Genomic DNA, 17,053 nt, shown 5'->3' with positions numbered 1-17,053 from the left:
ATCCCAGATGACGACAGAACACTTCGTAGTCGCGATCTACCGCGACGAGAACCACGCCCACCGCGCCGTCGAGGCGCTGGCCGAACAGGACTTTCCGCTCGACCAGGTATCGGTGCTCGGCAGGGTGGATTCCAGCGGCGACGACGTGCTCGGCATCCTGCATCCGGGCGTGAATGAGCGCATGAAGGTCTGGGCCGCGCAAGGGGCCGCCTGGGGCGGACTGCTCGGTTTGCTGGCAGGCGCCGCGGGGATGATCTTCCTGCCCGGCATCGGCTCGGTAATGATCGTCGGCCCGCTGGTGCAGGCGCTGGCCGGCGGGATGACCGGGGCGGCGATGGGCGGAGGCGGCATGGGCGCGGCGGCCGCCCTCTCCCAGCTCGGCGTGGCCATGCATCGCCACGGCATCCCGGAGACCGAACTCGAACGCCTGCACCGCGCCATCAAAGCCGGCCAGTATCTCATTCTGCTGAAAACACCGGCGGATCGGACGGATGCCGTGCGCCATCCGTTGCAGCAGGGCGATCCGCTGGAAGTCACCGAACTCGGGCCGGCTCAATCGCAATGATCCAAGGAGGTGTCTATGCAAATCGCCATGATCGGTCTGGGCCGTATGGGCTCGAATATGGTGCGCCGCCTGCTCAAGGCGGGCCACGAATGCGTCGTCTACGACACCAATCCGGAAACGGTCCGGCAACTGGTTCAGGAGGGCGCCAGAGGGGTGGATTCACTCGACGCCCTGGCCGCAGCGCTGCAACCGCCGCGGCACGTGTGGATGATGGTCCCGGCCGCCATCGTGGACCGGGTGAGTGGAGAGATGGCCAAACACCTCGAGCACGGCGACTGCCTGATCGACGGCGGCAATTCCTACTATCACGACGACCTTGAGCGGGCGCAGGCCCTGGCCGAAGACGGCATCCACTATCTCGATGTCGGGGTCAGCGGCGGCGTGCGCGGACTGGAACGCGGCTACTGCCTGATGATCGGCGGGCCGAAGGTAGCCGTGGAACAGCTCCATGCCGTCTTCACCGCCCTCGCGCCGGGCCTGCAGGCCGCCCCGCGCACGCCTGCACGCCAGGGACCGCACGCCCCCGAGGAACGGGGTTATCTGCATTGCGGCCCCAGCGGGGCAGGCCATTTCGTCAAGATGGTGCATAACGGCATCGAATACGGACTGATGGCCGCTTATGCCGAAGGTTTCAACATCCTGCGCAACGCCAATGCCGGCAACCAGAACCGCGACACCGACGCCGAGACCACGCCGCTGCGCGATCCCGAACATTTCCGCTACGACCTGGATCTGGCTGCGGTGGCCGAGGTCTGGCGACGCGGCAGCGTGATCGCCTCCTGGCTGCTGGACCTCACCGCCGACGCCCTGCACGACGACCCCGAACTGGCCGACTACACCGGGAGAGTGTCAGATTCCGGCGAAGGGCGCTGGACGATCAAGGCCGCCATCGACGAAGGTGTGCCGGCACCTGTATTGAGCACCGCGTTGTACGAGCGGTTCGGCTCCCGCCATCACGATGCCTTCGCCGATCAACTGCTTTCCGCCATGCGCCGCGAATTCGGCGGTCACCACGAAAAGTCAGATTAATTGCCGGCTTGGCGACAGGGGATAAACCGGCCTCCCACTGAGTTAAGGTGTACTCTTAAAAGTAAAATAATCCTCCGAGGGCCGCTGCTTGTCCGACATGGCGGAAACGACAAACAGGTTGTTGCACCTCAACCGGGGTACGCGTCTCGTGGTATTGAGCGTACTGCTGGGCGTGATCGGAGCATTGGGTGCACAGCTGTTTTTATGGCTGCTGCACCTCAGTGAGCAGGCCCTCCTCGGCACGCTTGCCGATCATTATTTCCTGACGGTAGAGGCGGCACATGCCGCCGGCAAACTGCCACCTGAAACGCATTACGCCTGGCTGATCCCCGTGGCGACCACTGTCGGTGGCCTGCTATCCGGACTGCTGGTGTATGGTTTCGCCCCGGAAGCGGAGGGTCACGGCACGGATGCCGCGGTCAGGGCCTTTCACCAAACCGGTGGCTGGATCCGCTACCGGGTGCCGCTGGTCAAAACCCTGGCCAGCGCCATCACCATCGGCTCCGGCGGCACCGCAGGGCGCGAAGGACCGACGGCCCAGATCGCCGCAGGCATCGGCTCCATTATCGGGTCACTGCTGAAACTATCCACCGACGAGCGCCGCTATATGGTGCTGATCGGTATGGCGGCCGGACTTTCCGCCATCTTCAAGAGCCCGCTCGGTACGGCCATCTTCGCGGTTGAGGTCCTCTATTCGATGATGGCCTTCGAAGGCGAAGCCCTGATCTATACGCTGATTGCGGCATCCGTATCCTACGCCGTCACCGGTTTGTTCGACGGCTTTGCACCGCTATTCATTCTCCCCGCGGGGATCGGCATCAACGGCCCTCGCGAACTGCTGTGGTTCGCCCTGCTGGGACTCATCTGCGGCGGAACCAGCGCCCTGCTGCCCAGCATCTTTTACAAACTGAGGGACGGCTTTCGCGCCATCCGCATCCCGAACCATTTCAAGCCCGCGATCGGCGGGCTGATCCTGGGTCTGATGGGCGTTTTCCTTCCCGGGGTATTGGGCGGAGGCTATGGCTATATCCAGCTTGGACTTCAGGGCGCGGCGGGCCTGAGCGTAGGTCTTTTGCTCCTGCTCGCCTTCGGCAAGATCGTCGCCATGGCTCTCACCATCGGTTCAGGTGGATCGGGCGGTGTGTTCGCCCCCACGCTGTTCGTGGGCGTCATGCTGGGCGCAGCCCTGGCCGCGCTGCTGCATGATCTCGGTATCCCGGTTAACGAAGCCGCACTCGCCGTGGTGGGCATGGCCGCGATGTTCGCCGGCGCGGCGCGGGTACCGATCGCAGCACTGGTCATGGTGACCGAGATGACCGGCGGCTATCATCTGGTGGCGCCCGCCATGCTGGCGGTTTCCATCAGCTTTATCGTCCAGTACGCGCTCACCCGTCGCGCTACCTACCCCTCTCTTTACGAGGCCCAGGTGGACACCCAGGCAGAAAGCCCCGCCCACCATGGCAGCATGAAGACGCTGGCACTCAGTCTGCTGCACAAGCAGGGCATTCACTTCGATCAATCCCTGTGTTTCGACGACCTCCCCACCCTGGCGGCCACCAAGGGCATCCCCATCAGCGACAGCCGGGAACGCCTATATCGCCTGGACATTCCGACAGGCTCGATACTGGCCGGGCAGACCATCGGCGAGGTGCTGCCCACCCGACACAGCGTGCACGTCGTCGCCATCGTGCGCGGCGAGGATGAAGTCCCCCCCAAACCGGATACGGTGCTGGAAGTCGGTGACGTGCTGCTCGTCAAAGCAGAGGAGCATGCCATCCAGGCGTTTCGCTCCGCGGTAGAGGCGTTCTCGCAGCCGGTCTCCGATCCCCAGGGGTAGCGTCGTCGTGGACTTGCCACAGGGTTTCCGGCTCGCCTACCTGCTCGACGGCAAAGGCCGCGGCCGGCGCCTGAGCTGGGTCGAGGTCCAGGACTGGCAGCCGGAGGACGGCCTGATCTGGGTTCACCTGGATTACAGCGACCCCTCGATCCAGACCTGGATTCGTGAGGAGAGCGGCCTCGACGATGTCATCTGCGAGGCCCTGCTGGCCGAAGAGACCCGCCCGCGCAGCACCCCCTTCCAGGACGGCCTGATGCTGACCCTGCGCGGCGTGAACCTGAACCCCGAATCCGACCCCGAGGACATGGTCGCCATCCGGCTGTGGGCAGAGCAAGGCCGCATCATCAGCACCCACCGCCGCCGCCTGCTGAGCGTCGACGAACTCACCCAGGCATTGGAGCGGGGCCTCGGCCCGGTGGACACCAGCGAATTTCTCGCCTCACTGGCGGATCATCTGGTGGACAACATGGCCGGGGTGATGGAAAACATCGAGGACGCCACCGCCGAACTAGAGGACCGCGTGTTGTCGGAGCAGGGGTCGGAACTGCGCCTCGCCCTCTCCCATCTGCGCCGCCAGGCCATCGTCCTGCGCCGTTATCTGGCCCCGCAGCGGGACGCCGTGGCGCACCTGCAGGCGGAGCGCATCCCCTGGCTGACGGAAAAGGACCGGCTGCTGCTGCGCGAGGTGGGCGACCGCATCGTGCGTTACGTCGAGGACCTCGACACCGTGCGCGAACGCGCCACCATCACCCACGAGGAACTCGTCAGCCGGCTGTCGGAACAGCTCAACCGCCGCATTTACATCTTGTCCATCGTTGCAGCGCTGTTTCTGCCCTTGAGCTTTCTCACCGGCCTGTTCGGCGTGAACCTGGGCGGCATCCCCGGTCAAAGCGACCATGCCGGCTTCGCCTGGCTGATCGCCGGCCTGGTCGTCACCGTGGGCATCCAGATCTGGCTGCTGCGCAAGTACCGCTGGTTCTAGGCCGGGTCGTTCAAACCGATTGAACATCTAGGCCTGAATATTCCGCTATCAAGTCCCAGTAAATCACTAAACAATTGCTTCCCATCGAATCACGTTTGAGCGGAGGCTGACATGCTGGAACTGCGCAAGGCCGCTGAACGCGGACACGCCGTGCACGGCTGGCTCGACAGCTGGCACAGTTTCTCGTTTGCCGATTATTACGACCCCCGCCACATGGGCGTCTCCACCCTGCGGGTGATCAACGAGGATCGGATCAAGCCCGGCGCGGGCTTCCCCACCCATCCGCACCAGGACATGGAGATCGTCACCTATGTGCTGGAAGGGGCGCTGGAACATCGTGACAGCACGGGCAACCACGCCGTGATCCGCCCCGGCGAGGTGCAGCGCATGACCGCCGGCACGGGCATCACCCACAGCGAGTTCAATCACTCCGCGGAGGAGCAGGTCCATCTGCTGCAGATCTGGATCCTGCCGAACCAGCGTGGACTGACGCCCGGCTACGAACAGCGCCCCTTCGCCGCAGCGGAACGCCGCGGCCGCCTGCGCCTGCTCGCCTCCCCCGACGGCACGGACGGTTCGGTCACCATCCATCAGGACACCCGCCTGTACGGCACCCTGCTGGCGGACGGCGAACAGACCGAACACCGCCTGGACCCGGACCGCATCGCCTACCTGCACGTGGCGCAGGGCAGCGCCCGCGTCAACAACCAGGAGCTGAACGCCGGGGATGCGGTGACCGTCAAAGACGAATCACACATCGAGCTACAGGGAACCGCTCAGGCGGAACTGCTGCTTTTCGACATGCCGAACCGGTAACGAACAACACACTGAGGGGACATACACCATGACACAGGCACAAGTGCAGACAACTACAGCCGAAACCCGGATTCTCGACGACCAGTCGCTGAACGTCCTGTTCCGCGAGGCCCGCAGCTTTCCCAAATGGCTGGACCGCCCGGTGGAAGAGGCCGTGCTGCACGAACTGTACGACCTGGTGAAGATGGCGCCGACCAGCATGAACAGCAGCCCGGCGCGGCTGGTTTTCGTCACCAGCGAGGAAGGCAGGGAACGCCTGCTCCCGGCGCTCTCACCCGGCAACGTGGAAAAGACCCGCAGTGCGCCGGTCACGGTGATCGTCGCGCACGACACGGCCTTTCACGAACACCTGCCCACGCTGTTCCCGCACATGCCCGACGCTCGGGGGCTGTTCGAGGGCAACGAATCACTGCGGGAAGCGACCGCCTTTCGCAACGGCGCCCTGCAGGGCGCCTATCTGATCATGGCGGCGCGCGCCCTGGGGCTGGACTGCGGCCCCATGTCCGGCTTCGACAACGCCAAGCTCGACGCGGAGTTCTTTCCCGACGGGCGCTACCGTTCTAATTTTCTGGTCAACCTGGGATACGGCGACCACAGCGGACTGTTCCCGCGCGGACCGCGGCTCGGCTTCGAGCAGGCCTGCCAGATCGTATGAATCATTCGGCTGCGGCAGGGACGCCGCGGTCAGACCAACAGCCCCTCGAACCAGTCCGGAGACTCGAGGCGTTCCAGAAACCACCCCAGCGCCTTGCCCATGCGGTCGGTACGCCAGGCCACATACAGCTGGGGACAGGGCAGCCCGCCTTCGAGCCGCTTGGTGATCAGCCGCCCTTCGGCTAGGTCGTCGCGCACATAGTGCTCCGGCACATGGCCCACCCCCAGCCCGTGGCGATGCGCCTCGCATTTGGCGCGCATTCCCGACACGGTGAAGACATCCTGCAGTCCCGCGAGTCCGACGGTACGCGGCGGCAAATCCCGCGAACTGTCCGCCGCCGCTACCACGCGATGCGGCCGGATCTGGTCCTCGGTCAGCGGCTCGGGCGCATCCGCCAGCGGATGGCCGGGCGGCACCACGAACACGAACCGCATACTGCCGATCACCCGTGAGGCATAACCGCCGAACGGCGGCGGGTCGCCCGTGGCGCCGATGACCAGCTCGGCGCGCCTGGTGGTGAGTGCATCCCAGCTGCCGCCCAGCACCTCGGTGCCGACCCGCAGGCGCGTACGGTTACCCTCCGCATAAAATGCCTCGAACAGCGGATAAAACCGTTCGAGCGGAATCAGATCATCGACCGCGATGTTGAGTTCGGTTTCCCAGCCGGTCGCCGTGCGTTTGACCAACCCTTCCAGGTCGTCCGCCGTTCGCAGCAGATGACGCCCTTCCTTCAGCAGCAACTGCCCCGCCGGCGTCAGCCGTGCACGGTGTCCGCTGCGGTCGAACAGCTCGACGCCGAGATCCTGCTCCAGTTTCTGCACGGTGTAGGTGATTGCCGAAGGCACGCGATGCAAAACCTCGGCGGCGGCCGCGAAGCTTCCCTTGCGGTCGATCGCATCCAGTACGGCAAGGGCATCGAGTGTCAGGCGCATGAGCGATAGTGATGGCGGGAAATCGGATTTGCTGAGCTTACCCCATCACCTGCACGACGTCTGCCGGCAGAAATGACCACCGCACACCGACAGCGGCTACACGAAGCGTTACAATGCGCCGCAACCCGCTTTGAACAGAGATGCCCGGAACTCCCCACTCATGAAACTCGAAGACATCAAGGTCAAGATCACGCCGGAGAACAAGTGCGGTTTCTGCACCAACAGCAAGTGCTGCACCTACGTGACCCAGGAGATCGACACCCCGAAGTCCAAATACGATTACGAGCACCTGCTGTGGCAGGTGTCCCACCAGGGCATCTCGATCTACAAGGACGAGGACGGCTGGTACCTGCTGGTGGATGCGCGTTGCACGCATCTGAAGCCGGACGGCCGCTGCGGCATCTACGACGTGCGTCCCCAGGTCTGCCGCGACCACACCAACGACTACTGCGAGTTCGACGCCCCCGCCGAGGACGGCTTCGATCTTTACTTCCCGGACTACGACTCGCTGCTCAAGTACTGCAAGAAGCGCTTCAAGAAGTGGAAGCGCGGCTGACGGCCGTCCCGGGCACCAGCCAGCGGAAATCATCCACTGCGTTGAACTCGCCCGTTTCCTTGTCCTGCTGAGCCGAATCGGGTCGCCGCACGGCCAGCACCTGCCCCAGGCCGAAACCGGCCGCGGCACTCAGGACGTCGAGGTTATCGTCGATCAGCAGGCTGCGGGCGGGATCGAAGGCCTCCACCGCCTGCAAATGGCTCCAGAAACCGGGCTCCTCCTTGGCGCAGCGCAGGTCGTGCGCGCTGATCACCCGGTCCAGATGCCCGCTCAGCTCGGTCATTTCCATCTTCAGGGCCACGCTGCCGCGGTGGGCATTGGTCAGCAGCACACGCCGCTTGCCCATGACCGCCAGCTGCTGCAGAAACTCGGGCACGTGCTCGCGCATCACGATGAGATCCGCCACCTCGCGTTTCAGCGCCACCAGGTCCAGGCCCAGTTCGCGCGACCAGTAATCCAGGCAATACCAGTCCAGGGTGCCGCGGATCGCGTCGAAGCGCCGGTACAGCTCCTGCCGCGCGTGCCGCTCATCGATGCCGTGAATCTCTGCGTAACGCACCGGCATGTGCTCGAGCCAGAAATGGTTGTCGAACCTCAGATCGAGCAGGGTGCCGTCCATGTCCAGGAAGACCGTATCGATGTCATCCCAGTCCAGGGGTTCACGCTGAATCTTTCTCAAACTGCTATCCTTTCCGGGTAATCCGGCTTGATCATAGACCATGCATAAAACACTGGGTTTCGCCGCTGGCCTGATGGTTACCGTGGCCGCCTTCGCGACCCCGGCGGACGACGCCTGGCTCAACGACGACAGCGAATTCCGCGCCGAGCAGGTCAACGAAGGCACGCTGGTCTTCCTTCGGCACCAGCCCGCCAAGCCCACGCATCACCACGAAAATCATATCGTGATCACCCGCGACAGCCTGCGCAACGGCTGGATCCGGCTCACCCAGTGCCACGAACATCTCGATGCCGTCCCGCGTGCGCAGGTCGTGTACAATAAACACCGCATTCGTAACCTGCGTATTACGGTTGCGAATGGCATCGAGCGGGCCTGGATCGAAGGCGCCAGCGTGCAGCTCGTCGATATCGGGCACCATGCACGGCTCTGCGTCAGCGCCGAATCCCGCGCGCTCTGGAAAAACCCGGATGGCAGTTACAGCCTGCGCAATGGACCCTTTATGCGCCGTTTCCTGGATGGCTTTTATCCCCTGCATGTGAGCATGAGCGTCGAATATCCCCACCGGTTACTCAAGTTCGAATCGATCTCGCCCCGCCCGCAAACCGGTTTTCGTTTCTGGAAGGATGTTGGCGGCCTGCATTACGACACCTGGTTCGAAGGCAAACTGCGCACCGATATCCGTTTCGAGCCCGTAGGCTGAACATGGCGCGCAAGCCCCGCATCCTCACCACGCAGGTCATTGCCGAAAGCCGCTTGTTCTGCATCGAGGAACTCGACCTCGAATTCTCCAACGGCGTGCGTACCCGCTACGAGCGGTTGCGCAGCGCCGGCAACGGCGCGGTGCTGATCGTGCCCTTTATCGATCCCGACACGGTGCTGCTGATCCGCGAATACGCCGCCGGCACGGAGCGCTACGAGCTCGGCCTGCCCAAGGGCCGTGTGGAGAATGACGAGGACTTGATACTGGCCGCCAACCGCGAACTGCGCGAGGAAGTGGGCTACGGCGCGCGCGACCTGCACCACCTGACCGGCCTGACGCTGGCGCCGGGCTACCTGGGACATCACACCCAGATCATCATTGCGCAGGACCTCTACCCCGACCGCCTGCCGGGCGATGAACCGGAAGAGCTCGAGGTGCTGCCCTGGAAAGTGGATGCCCTGGACCGGCTGTTCGCCCGCGAGGACTTTACCGAGGCGCGGTCCATCGCCGCGCTGTATCTGGCCCGCGACTACCTGAGAAACCGTTCATGACCCCAGACGCCGACACACTCGACCGCCTGCGCAACGCAGCCCTGCACCTGGCACACAAGGCCGGCGAGGCCATCATGGAAGTCTACGAACAAGGCTTCGAGGTCACCCGCAAGGACGACAACACGCCGTTGACCACGGCCGACCTCGCCGCCCATCGCACCATCACCGCGGGATTGGCCGACCTCACGCCGGATTACCCGGTCCTGTCCGAGGAATCTGAATCGCTTCCCTTCGAGGTCCGTGCCGGCTGGCAGACCTACTGGCTGATCGACCCGCTGGACGGTACGCGCGAATTCATCAAGCGCAACGGCGAATTCACCGTCAACATCGCCCTGATCCACGATCACGTTCCCGTCCTCGGCGTCGTTTACGCACCGGCGATGGAGGTCGGCTATCACGCCGTGCAGGGTCAGGGGGCCGTCAAGGAAGACGCCCAGGGTTCACATCCCATCCAGGCCCGCGCCCTGGGCAAACGCAAACCCGTCATCGCGGGCAGCCGTTCTCATGTCAGCGAACGACTGCAGGCCTTCCTGCACCGCGTCGGCGAGCACCAGCTGATCAGCATGGGCAGCGCCCTCAAATCCTGCCTGGTGGCCGAAGGCAAGGCGGACCTGTATGCCCGCCTCGGCCTGACCTCGGAATGGGATACCGCCGCCGCCCAATGCGTGGTGGTGGAGGCCGGCGGCCAGGTCACCGACACGGAAATGCACCCGCTGCGCTACAACACCAAGGACTCGCTGCTCAATCCGCACTTCTTCGTGTTCGGGCGCGACTCGCGGGACTGGTCCCAGCTGCTGTAACCCACCGCGCCCGGCTCACCGCTCGGCGAGGATCACCACCTCGTGCTGCTCCAGCGCCCCTTCGCCCGAAAAGGCCTCCTTCGGCATAGGATTGCTGTGAGCCAGCTTGAAGTCCTCGCTGCCGACCCAGTTCCTGAAGGCCTGTTCGCTTTCCCAGTGGGTGAGCACCACCCACGGCGTATCCGGCGTTTGGGGCTTGAGGATCTCCATGCGCACGAACCCCGGCTGCTTGTCCACCTGGCCGGCCCGGTTGCGGAACCGCGTCTCGAAGTCCTGTTCCCAGCCTTCGGCGACGGGCACGCGATTGGCGACGACATACATAAACGATCTCCTTAATGAAGTTGTGAGTCCGCGGCATTGCCGGTCCGGCCATCCCGGGTGCAACCGGCGTACATTGACAGCCCATGCGGCGTGAGTTGTCATAGCTCGAAGGCCGCCCCATGAATGCGGAACTGAACCATATCATCAGCTTTCTCACCCCGTGGGAGTTTTCTCTCACGGTGCTGCTGACCTGCTCGGTCACGGTGGCGGTCTATGTAGGCGGGCTGTGGCGCATGCGCCGTGCCGGCGAAGCGGTCAACCCCTGGCGCGCCGCCGCCTTCCTGCTGGGGCTGGTGGGAATCTACCTCTTTTTGCAGTCCTATCTGGACTACCTCTCTCAGCATATGTTCTGGGTGCACCGCCTGCAGCACCTAGTGCTGCACCACGCCGGACCATTTCTGATCGCATTGTCGGCGCCCGGCGCGATTCTCGCCCGCGGCGCACCGGCCTGGATGAAGGCCGGACTGCGGGCGATCTGGGCGATTCCCGGTGTGCGGCTGCTTTATCGCATCGTGCAGCATCCGCTGGTGGCGAGCCTGCTGTTCGTTGGGCTGATCGCCTTCTGGCTGCTGCCTGAGGTGCACTTCCAGGCCATGCTCTCCGAACCGCGCTACAAGGCCATGAACTGGAGCATGGTGATCGACGGCCTGCTGTTCTGGTGGCTGATCCTCGCGCCCGGCGGCGAGCCCTATACACCCGGCTACGGCACCCGTTTGCTCATGCTGTGGGGGGTGATGCTGCCGCAGATCGCCATCGGCGCCTATATCGGGTTGAGTAATCACGTACTGTACGATGTCTACAGCGTCTGCGGCCGGGCCTGGCCGATCGCACCGATGACGGATCAGGAACTCGGCGGGCTCATCACCTGGATACCAGCGAGCATGATGAGTGTGCTGGGCGCCCTGGTGCTGCTGCGCCGCATCCTGCTGTCACGCCCGTCCCACCGACGAACGGCCGCGCTGGAAATAAACGAATAAACACCAGAGGAATTGCATGTCCCGGAACCGACCGCTACGCCGCTTCATCCTGCAACTGTTGACCGTCCTGCCCATCCTGTTCGCGGGGACCTTGTACCTGACGGCCTGCGACCGTGGGAAACCCTGGCAGCTGACGGACATCAATGGGCTCATGCCCACGCTGCATTTCAAATTCACCAACGACGAAGGCAAACCGGTGCGCGCCAGCAATTACCACGGCAAGATCGCCCTGCTGTATTTCGGCTACACCCATTGCCCGGACATCTGCCCCATGACGCTGGGCAAACTCTCCCTGGCGCTCAAGCAGCTCGGGCCCGAAATGAACGACGTGCGCGTCCTGTTCGTCAGCGTGGACCCCAAACGCGACACGGTGCCGGTACTGCATCGCTACGTGAAATACTTCGGTCCCGAATTCGTCGGCCTGCGCGGCGACAACGACATGCTGCGCGAGCTCACCAAGCGCTATCGCGTCACCTACAGCTACGGCAAACCCGACGCCAAGGGTGACTACGAGGTCACCCACAGCAGCGCGGTATTCGTGTTCGGTCCCGAGGGTAAACCTCGGCTCATGATCCGCCACAACGATCAGCAGGCGAAGATCACCCACGACCTGCGCCGTCTCATCGGGGAAACCATCGGGAAATCGTCTTCCTGAAAGTCGGCTGCCGAAACGCCGGCGGCATCGCACTAGCCGAACAGGGGTTGTTGTTCGGCAATCTCCGCGCTGTGGATCACCCAGCTCTGCTCCCTGGCCACCTTGCCTTCCTTGGAGCGGTAAAGCGCCTGGTCCGCGACGCGCAGCAGATCGCGTCCGCTATCGATGTACGGATACACCGATACGCCGATACTGGCGTGGACGGTGATTGCGATATCCTCCGAAAGCTCGAAGGGCTCGGCCAGCGCAGCGGTGATTCTTTTCAGCACCGCCGGGAGCTGTTCCATTCCGTGCAAGTCCTCCAGCACCAGCACGAACTCGTCGCCGCCCAGGCGGGCGAAGTACTCGCCCTTGCGCAGCAGGCTGGACAAGCGCTTGGCGAAGGAGCCGAGCAACCGGTCCCCCATTTCATGGCCATGGCGGTCGTTCACCGGCTTGAAATCGTCCAGGTCGATTACGCAAACGGCCAGCAGGGTTTCTTCGCGACTGGCGCGGGCCAATGCATGCTCCAGGTATTGATCCAGGGCAGCCCGGTTGGGGAGGCAGGTCAGCGTATCGGTCAACGCCAGCCGGGCCAGCCGGCGATTGGCGCGCACCAGCCAGACCCGGTGCTTGAGCAGTTCGGTCTGAATGCGCACGAAACGGTAAAAGATCATGCCGAAGATCAGGGTGCCCGCGATGAAATTGTTCAGCTTGGAGATGTACAGGCCAGCACTGAACAGCTTGCCGCCCAGCACGAACAACACGATATCGATGGCCACCGCGCAGGCCACAACCGCCATCCAGATCGAAAGAACCGTCTTGCGCCGCGCGGTGACCAGCGCCACCCACGCGATAACCATCGCCACGAACTGAACGCCGTTGACCCATAGGTTAGGCGGAGTGGCGTAGTCGACATCCCGCAGGATCACGGGCAGAGGAAACGGCCGGTAGACGAGATACAGGGCCAGCAGGACGATAAGCAGCAACCCGCCGCCGATGGCGAGACGCGCCCGGACCCAGAAGCCGTTGCGTTTGAACAGCCCGCTGCCATAGGCGTTCATCAGCGCGTACACAAAGACGCCCAGCACGAACACGCCGTGCCAGAACCTGAACAGCCACAACCGGGTGGCCACGTCCTGCACGCACAGCAGATTGACCACGATCACCATGCCGCCGAGCAGATACCCAAGCCCCAGCGCCAGACCCGGATCGTGGCGCAGCAACAGTGCTTGCGTAAGCAGCAGAAGACCGGTGGTGATTTCCGCGAAGGCCGCGATGCCGGCGCCGGCGTACAACAGATTGGATTCCGGCCACTGCTCCGCGGCAAAGGGAATGGCGATCACAAAGCCCAGTAGCAACAGGGCCATGACAGTCCATGTCGCACGTATCTCGGCCTTGAACGGCCGGGCGTGCAACAGGTTGATGTCGTTGAGCGTCAGCTCAGCATATTCCCCACGGCGTCCGTTCAAGGCGGGGCCCCCGTCTCTTGTTATGCGACCCGGTGTCTCACCTGGGTCCGCGGCCCGATATCGTCATTGAAATCCGGCTTAAAATGCAAACGCGATTGTCACACTACTTTTTCGGTATCTTTTGTGACGGCGTTCACAAATTAAAAAAACCCCTAGGAATCTACCATCAAATCAAACTGTTAGGGCCGGCAATCCATAACAAAAACAAATACCAAATTGGTCCGCATGGCCTATTTCTGCCGGGCCACACCAATAAAAAAGGCCGACGGAATACCGTCGGCCTTTTTTATTGGTTCGGATGGTGGCCAGGGACAGAATCGAACTGCCGACACGGGGATTTTCAATCCCCTGCTCTACCAACTGAGCTACCTGGCCAAAATGAGGGCGGGATTAAAGCGGTTTTTACCCGTTGCCGTCAAGTCCTCAGGACTGCGGCACAAAGCCTTCAGGCTTGGTGGAGCCGCCACTGAAGAAGAATTTCTCCATTTCCTCTTCCAGGAACTTGCGGGCCTTGGGGTCCACCGGGGTGAGGCGATATTCGTTGATCAGCATGGTCTGGTGCTTGAGCCACATCTGCCAAGCTTCCTTGGAGACGTTCTCGAAGATGCGCTTGCCGAGCTCGCCCGGGTAGGGGGGTAAGTCCAAGCCCTCGGCCTCTTTGCCCAGGAGCACGCAGTTCACCATTCGTGCCATTCCAAGATTCCTCAACTCGTGTGTGCTTTCAACAGGGTCGCTACGGGCCTGGGGAAGCCGCCCGGCGCGGGAGAACCGGTGTTATACCAGACCCGCCCCGCCCCTTCCATCACACTGGCGGCAGGGTTATTCACCTGTACGGCCACCGGCCGGATGGTGAGACGGAAATGGGTGAAGGTGTGCGTGAAGGCCGCCAGTGCCTCACTGGCCTGCGGGCTGCAGCCCAGTTCCTTGCGGCACCAGGCATCGATCTCGGCTTCCCTGGCCACTTCGGGCAGGCTCCACAACCCGCCCCACAGCCCGCTCGGCGGGCGGCGCTCCAGCAGCGTCTCCCCCTCTGGATTGCGCACCACCAGCATCACCGTCTCGCGCTCGGGCAGGCGGCGGCGCGGACGCGGTGCGGGGAAGGCGGCGGTCTGGCCGGCCTGAAAGGCCTGGCAATCGGACTGCAGGGGACATTCGTCGCAGCGCGGCCTGGTGCGTGTGCAGCAGGTGGCGCCGAGATCCATCATGGCCTGGGTGTACTCGCCCACCTGTTCATGCGGTGTGTGGTTCTCGGCCAGCTCCCACAAGCGCCGCAGGACACCCGCCTGCCCGGCCCAGCCCGCCATGGCGTGGTAGCGCGCCAGCACGCGCTTGACGTTGCCGTCCAGGATGGGCGCGCGGATGCCAAAACCCAGCGACAGGATCGCCCCGGCGGTGGAACGGCCGATGCCTGGCAGGTCGGTGAGCGCCTCCAGGTCGGCCGGCAGTTCGCCGCCGTGATGCGCCACCATCTCCTGCGCGGCCTTGTGCAGGTTACGGCCCCGCGCGTAATAGCCCAGACCGCTCCAATGGCCCAGCACGTCGTCCTGCCCGGCGCCCGCAAGGGCAGGTACGTCCGGAAACGCCGCCATGAAGCGCTCGAAATAAGGAATGACCGTCGCGACCTGGGTCTGCTGCAGCATGACCTCGGATATCCAGACCCGGTAAGGCGTGGCCGGATGCTGCCAGGGCAGGTCGTGGCGTCCGTGGCCGGCGAACCAGGCCAGTACGCGGGCGGCGAATTCATTCATCGCCGCCTCCCTGCGCGCCTTCGGCTCGCGCCCGGGCGATGGACTCCAGCCGCTCGAAGCTTTCCCGCATCTCGCGGCGCAGGTTGCTGCGCACCACCGCCGGCCCGATCAGGGGCGGAATCCAGAACGCCGGGCGCATGCTGGCCCGGTAGGTCACATCGGTCTGGGTTCCGAGGGGGCGCAGCCCCCAAAAGGTCTGTCCCGACTTGAAGCTGGTATGGTCCGGTACCATGGTGCTGACCAGACTGCCGCCCGGCAGTTGCTGTACGTCCTCGATGCGTTTCATGTCGACACAATAGAAAAAGGCGCAAGCATGCACCAGGGTCTGCACGCGGGTCACGCCCGGTGCGGGCGACGGCAGCACGCGGCTTTCGCGGATATCCGGATTGATATCCGAAAGATGTCGGTAGTCGGTTAGCGTGGCCCGTACGGCGTCGACCGGCGCATCCACCCGTACCCTGGCTTCGATCCGGTATTCGCCTTTTTCACTGGTAACCTGGAGATGGCGCAGCTCGCCGGCGCACAGCCCAAAGGGCAGCAACAGCAGGCAACAAAGCAGCCAGCGGCTCATCGTTGCGCCCGTCGGCCGGCCCTCTCCAGTCTCGAAACGGCAAGAAAGAATTGATGGCGTACCTTGCGTTCGATCAGGTAGGGGCCGATGAGCGGCGGCACCCAGATATCGGGTACCAGATGGGCGTTCAGCACCAGCCGTGAGCGGTATTTGCCGACCGCCTGCAGATGCCAGCGAATGGTGCCGGATGCGAAATCGCCCGCGCCGGGCACGGTTTTAGCCAGGCTGCGCCCGTTGTCGTCCCGCTTCACGTCCATGACGTGATCGAGATCCCGGCAGAATATCCAGATACAGCCCTGGAGCTCCGCGTGCACGCGTGTCCAACCCGGCGGCGCCCCCGCGATCACCTTGCTGTTCTGCACCACGGGCATGAGCAGAGAGAGGTTGCGGTAGTCGGACAGCACGCTGCGCAATGCAGCGACGCGGGCGTTGAGTTCGGCGTCGAGCTGAACGTTGAGGGCGCCGTCCACATAATGCACCTCCAGGGTATGTACCTCGGCGGCCTGCCCCCACAGGGGCCAGAGCAGCAGAACCCAGAGGTAGCGATGCACGGTTACTTCAGCTTGAACAGGTCCTGCAGGCCTTTCTGCAGGTCCTGCTGCAGTTTTTGCTTTTGTTTTTCAACCTCTTTCTGCACCGCTTTCTTGGCCTCCTGCTTGGCGGCCTGCTCCACCATCTTGTCCAGCTGCAACTGATAGTTGAGCTTGGCGAAGGGCCCGCTGATGCGGATCGGCAACCAGCGCGTGTCGGGCTTGAGCTCGCCCACGGACAGCACGTAGTCCACCCGGTTCCGGACCAGATCCACCTTGCCTGCTCCCTTGGCGCGCCAGCCGGGGGTGAGCAGCTGCAGGTCCTGGTTGTTCAGCACGCCCTGCTGAATGGCGCCGGTGCCCGACAGCGTGCTGAATTTGCTGGGCTCGAAGCCGCCGGCCGGAACCGGTTTGCCCTTGAGCACCGCCTCGGCGGTCAAGATATTCTGCGCCAGCTTGGAGTCCTGAATGCTGCCGTCGGTGATCTTGAAACTGACGTTGCCGCCCAACGCGCCGCGCAGGGCGCTGATCCGGTTACCCTGCGTGCTGATCTGGGCGCTGGCCTGGGTGAGCCCCGACAGATAACGGTCACCCGCATAGTCCTGCAGCAGGTCGCCGAGTTTCACGTTCTGCAGATTGAATCCGCCCCGCCACACCGGCGTGGCCTGGCGCACATCCAGGGCGGCGTTGGCGTTGAG

The 17,053-nt window shown here is 63.7% G+C and carries 21 protein-coding genes and 1 tRNA gene; 12 read left to right on the top strand and 10 right to left on the bottom strand.

Annotated features, from left to right (window positions below; genetic code table 11):
- Positions 1-7: 7 nt before the first annotated feature.
- The 6 genes from P8Y64_02905 to P8Y64_02880 all read left to right on the top strand — a co-directional run bounded on the left by P8Y64_02905 (position 8) and on the right by P8Y64_02880 (position 5,884).
- Complete coding sequence (locus tag P8Y64_02905) at positions 8-565, top strand: hypothetical protein (GenBank protein ID MEJ2059425.1); 558 nt, start codon at positions 8-10, stop codon at positions 563-565.
- 15 nt (positions 566-580) lie between these two features.
- A complete protein-coding gene (gnd, locus tag P8Y64_02900; protein MEJ2059424.1) occupies positions 581-1,594 on the top strand; it encodes a decarboxylating 6-phosphogluconate dehydrogenase in 1,014 nt (337 codons plus the stop codon).
- A 97-nt stretch (positions 1,595-1,691) separates the two neighbouring features.
- Positions 1,692-3,431, top strand: a complete 1,740-nt coding sequence (locus tag P8Y64_02895; protein ID MEJ2059423.1) for a chloride channel protein — start codon at positions 1,692-1,694, stop codon at positions 3,429-3,431.
- A gap of 7 nt (positions 3,432-3,438) precedes the next feature.
- Positions 3,439-4,413, top strand: a complete 975-nt coding sequence (zntB, locus tag P8Y64_02890) for a zinc transporter ZntB (GenBank protein MEJ2059422.1) — start codon at positions 3,439-3,441, stop codon at positions 4,411-4,413.
- A 111-nt stretch (positions 4,414-4,524) separates the two neighbouring features.
- Entirely contained in the window at positions 4,525-5,229 is a 705-nt protein-coding gene (locus tag P8Y64_02885) for a pirin family protein (GenBank protein MEJ2059421.1), read from the top strand.
- Between the two features lie 28 nt (positions 5,230-5,257).
- Positions 5,258-5,884, top strand: a complete 627-nt coding sequence (locus P8Y64_02880) for a malonic semialdehyde reductase (GenBank protein MEJ2059420.1) — start codon at positions 5,258-5,260, stop codon at positions 5,882-5,884.
- 29 nt (positions 5,885-5,913) lie between these two features.
- Here P8Y64_02880 and P8Y64_02875 read toward each other — a convergent pair whose 3' ends face one another.
- On the bottom strand, positions 5,914-6,816 hold the full coding sequence (locus P8Y64_02875; protein ID MEJ2059419.1) for a LysR family transcriptional regulator: 903 nt from the start codon (positions 6,814-6,816) through the stop codon (positions 5,914-5,916).
- A 160-nt stretch (positions 6,817-6,976) separates the two neighbouring features.
- Between P8Y64_02875 and P8Y64_02870 the strand changes: the two genes are divergently transcribed.
- Entirely contained in the window at positions 6,977-7,372 is a 396-nt protein-coding gene (locus P8Y64_02870; GenBank protein ID MEJ2059418.1) for a YkgJ family cysteine cluster protein, read from the top strand.
- On the opposite strand, the gene yrfG is transcribed toward P8Y64_02870, so the two are convergent.
- Positions 7,350-8,042 (bottom strand): GMP/IMP nucleotidase, encoded by a 693-nt coding sequence (gene yrfG, locus P8Y64_02865; GenBank protein ID MEJ2059417.1) that lies wholly within the window; start codon positions 8,040-8,042, stop codon positions 7,350-7,352. The two genes, P8Y64_02870 and yrfG, sit on opposite strands and share 23 nt — an antisense overlap.
- Positions 8,043-8,091: 49 nt before the next feature.
- On the opposite strand from yrfG, the gene P8Y64_02860 reads away from it, so the two are divergent.
- Genes P8Y64_02860 through cysQ form a run of 3 tightly spaced genes read left to right on the top strand, consistent with a single transcriptional unit; the run spans position 8,092 to position 10,102 of the window.
- Complete coding sequence (locus P8Y64_02860; GenBank protein ID MEJ2059416.1) at positions 8,092-8,751, top strand: hypothetical protein; 660 nt, start codon at positions 8,092-8,094, stop codon at positions 8,749-8,751.
- Positions 8,752-8,753: 2 nt separating this feature from the next.
- Positions 8,754-9,302 carry an ADP compounds hydrolase NudE gene (gene nudE, locus P8Y64_02855; protein ID MEJ2059415.1) on the top strand — a complete coding sequence of 183 codons (549 nt, stop codon included), beginning with the start codon at positions 8,754-8,756 and terminating at the stop codon, positions 9,300-9,302.
- On the top strand, positions 9,299-10,102 hold the full coding sequence (gene cysQ / locus P8Y64_02850; protein ID MEJ2059414.1) for a 3'(2'),5'-bisphosphate nucleotidase CysQ: 804 nt from the start codon (positions 9,299-9,301) through the stop codon (positions 10,100-10,102). Before nudE ends, cysQ begins: the two co-directional genes overlap by 4 nt.
- A gap of 15 nt (positions 10,103-10,117) precedes the next feature.
- Here the strand turns inward: cysQ and P8Y64_02845 are convergent, their stop codons facing one another.
- Positions 10,118-10,423, bottom strand: a complete 306-nt coding sequence (locus P8Y64_02845) for an antibiotic biosynthesis monooxygenase (GenBank protein ID MEJ2059413.1) — start codon at positions 10,421-10,423, stop codon at positions 10,118-10,120.
- 119 nt (positions 10,424-10,542) lie between these two features.
- On the opposite strand from P8Y64_02845, the gene P8Y64_02840 reads away from it, so the two are divergent.
- On the top strand, positions 10,543-11,400 hold the full coding sequence (locus P8Y64_02840; GenBank protein MEJ2059412.1) for a cytochrome c oxidase assembly protein: 858 nt from the start codon (positions 10,543-10,545) through the stop codon (positions 11,398-11,400).
- A 16-nt stretch (positions 11,401-11,416) separates the two neighbouring features.
- Complete coding sequence (locus P8Y64_02835) at positions 11,417-12,055, top strand: SCO family protein (protein ID MEJ2059411.1); 639 nt, start codon at positions 11,417-11,419, stop codon at positions 12,053-12,055.
- Between the two features lie 32 nt (positions 12,056-12,087).
- Here P8Y64_02835 and P8Y64_02830 read toward each other — a convergent pair whose 3' ends face one another.
- The 7 genes from P8Y64_02830 to P8Y64_02800 form a co-directional block, all read right to left on the bottom strand.
- The gene (locus tag P8Y64_02830) at positions 12,088-13,506 is read right to left on the bottom strand and encodes a GGDEF domain-containing protein (protein MEJ2059410.1); all 1,419 of its coding nucleotides are present in this window, start codon (positions 13,504-13,506) and stop codon (positions 12,088-12,090) included.
- Positions 13,507-13,805: 299 nt separating this feature from the next.
- Positions 13,806-13,881, bottom strand: a tRNA-Phe gene (locus P8Y64_02825).
- A gap of 48 nt (positions 13,882-13,929) precedes the next feature.
- Entirely contained in the window at positions 13,930-14,199 is a 270-nt protein-coding gene (locus P8Y64_02820) for an oxidative damage protection protein (GenBank protein ID MEJ2059409.1), read from the bottom strand.
- 11 nt (positions 14,200-14,210) lie between these two features.
- Positions 14,211-15,254, bottom strand: coding sequence for an A/G-specific adenine glycosylase (mutY, locus tag P8Y64_02815; GenBank protein MEJ2059408.1), 1,044 nt, complete (start codon positions 15,252-15,254; stop codon positions 14,211-14,213).
- Positions 15,247-15,825: an SRPBCC family protein gene (locus P8Y64_02810; protein ID MEJ2059407.1), complete on the bottom strand. Its 579-nt coding sequence runs from the start codon at positions 15,823-15,825 to the stop codon at positions 15,247-15,249. The genes mutY and P8Y64_02810 overlap by 8 nt, the downstream gene beginning before the upstream one ends.
- The gene (locus P8Y64_02805; GenBank protein ID MEJ2059406.1) at positions 15,822-16,376 is read right to left on the bottom strand and encodes an SRPBCC family protein; all 555 of its coding nucleotides are present in this window, start codon (positions 16,374-16,376) and stop codon (positions 15,822-15,824) included. The genes P8Y64_02810 and P8Y64_02805 overlap by 4 nt, the downstream gene beginning before the upstream one ends.
- Positions 16,377-16,378: 2 nt before the next feature.
- The coding region (locus P8Y64_02800; GenBank protein ID MEJ2059405.1) for an AsmA-like C-terminal region-containing protein at positions 16,379-17,053 on the bottom strand (675 nt) is incomplete at its 5' end.

The organism is Gammaproteobacteria bacterium, from assembly GCA_037388465.1.
Taxonomy (GTDB): Bacteria; Pseudomonadota; Gammaproteobacteria; order SpSt-1174; family SpSt-1174; genus JARRKE01.
This window is presented reverse-complemented; position numbering and strand designations above follow the sequence as displayed.

Coding starts and splice junctions, on each gene's coding strand:
- P8Y64_02875 (MEJ2059419.1), bottom strand. CDS start 6,816: ATGCGCCTGACACTCGATGCCCTTGCCGTACTGGATGCGATCGACCGC.
- P8Y64_02820 (MEJ2059409.1), bottom strand. CDS start 14,199: ATGGCACGAATGGTGAACTGCGTGCTCCTGGGCAAAGAGGCCGAGGGC.
- P8Y64_02885 (MEJ2059421.1), top strand. CDS start 4,525: ATGCTGGAACTGCGCAAGGCCGCTGAACGCGGACACGCCGTGCACGGC.
- P8Y64_02895 (MEJ2059423.1), top strand. CDS start 1,692: ATGGCGGAAACGACAAACAGGTTGTTGCACCTCAACCGGGGTACGCGT.
- P8Y64_02880 (MEJ2059420.1), top strand. CDS start 5,258: ATGACACAGGCACAAGTGCAGACAACTACAGCCGAAACCCGGATTCTC.
- mutY (MEJ2059408.1), bottom strand. CDS start 15,254: ATGAATGAATTCGCCGCCCGCGTACTGGCCTGGTTCGCCGGCCACGGA.
- P8Y64_02870 (MEJ2059418.1), top strand. CDS start 6,977: ATGAAACTCGAAGACATCAAGGTCAAGATCACGCCGGAGAACAAGTGC.
- cysQ (MEJ2059414.1), top strand. CDS start 9,299: ATGACCCCAGACGCCGACACACTCGACCGCCTGCGCAACGCAGCCCTG.
- gnd (MEJ2059424.1), top strand. CDS start 581: ATGCAAATCGCCATGATCGGTCTGGGCCGTATGGGCTCGAATATGGTG.
- P8Y64_02905 (MEJ2059425.1), top strand. CDS start 8: ATGACGACAGAACACTTCGTAGTCGCGATCTACCGCGACGAGAACCAC.
- P8Y64_02810 (MEJ2059407.1), bottom strand. CDS start 15,825: ATGAGCCGCTGGCTGCTTTGTTGCCTGCTGTTGCTGCCCTTTGGGCTG.
- P8Y64_02835 (MEJ2059411.1), top strand. CDS start 11,417: ATGTCCCGGAACCGACCGCTACGCCGCTTCATCCTGCAACTGTTGACC.
- P8Y64_02840 (MEJ2059412.1), top strand. CDS start 10,543: ATGAATGCGGAACTGAACCATATCATCAGCTTTCTCACCCCGTGGGAG.
- P8Y64_02845 (MEJ2059413.1), bottom strand. CDS start 10,423: ATGTATGTCGTCGCCAATCGCGTGCCCGTCGCCGAAGGCTGGGAACAG.
- nudE (MEJ2059415.1), top strand. CDS start 8,754: ATGGCGCGCAAGCCCCGCATCCTCACCACGCAGGTCATTGCCGAAAGC.
- P8Y64_02860 (MEJ2059416.1), top strand. CDS start 8,092: ATGCATAAAACACTGGGTTTCGCCGCTGGCCTGATGGTTACCGTGGCC.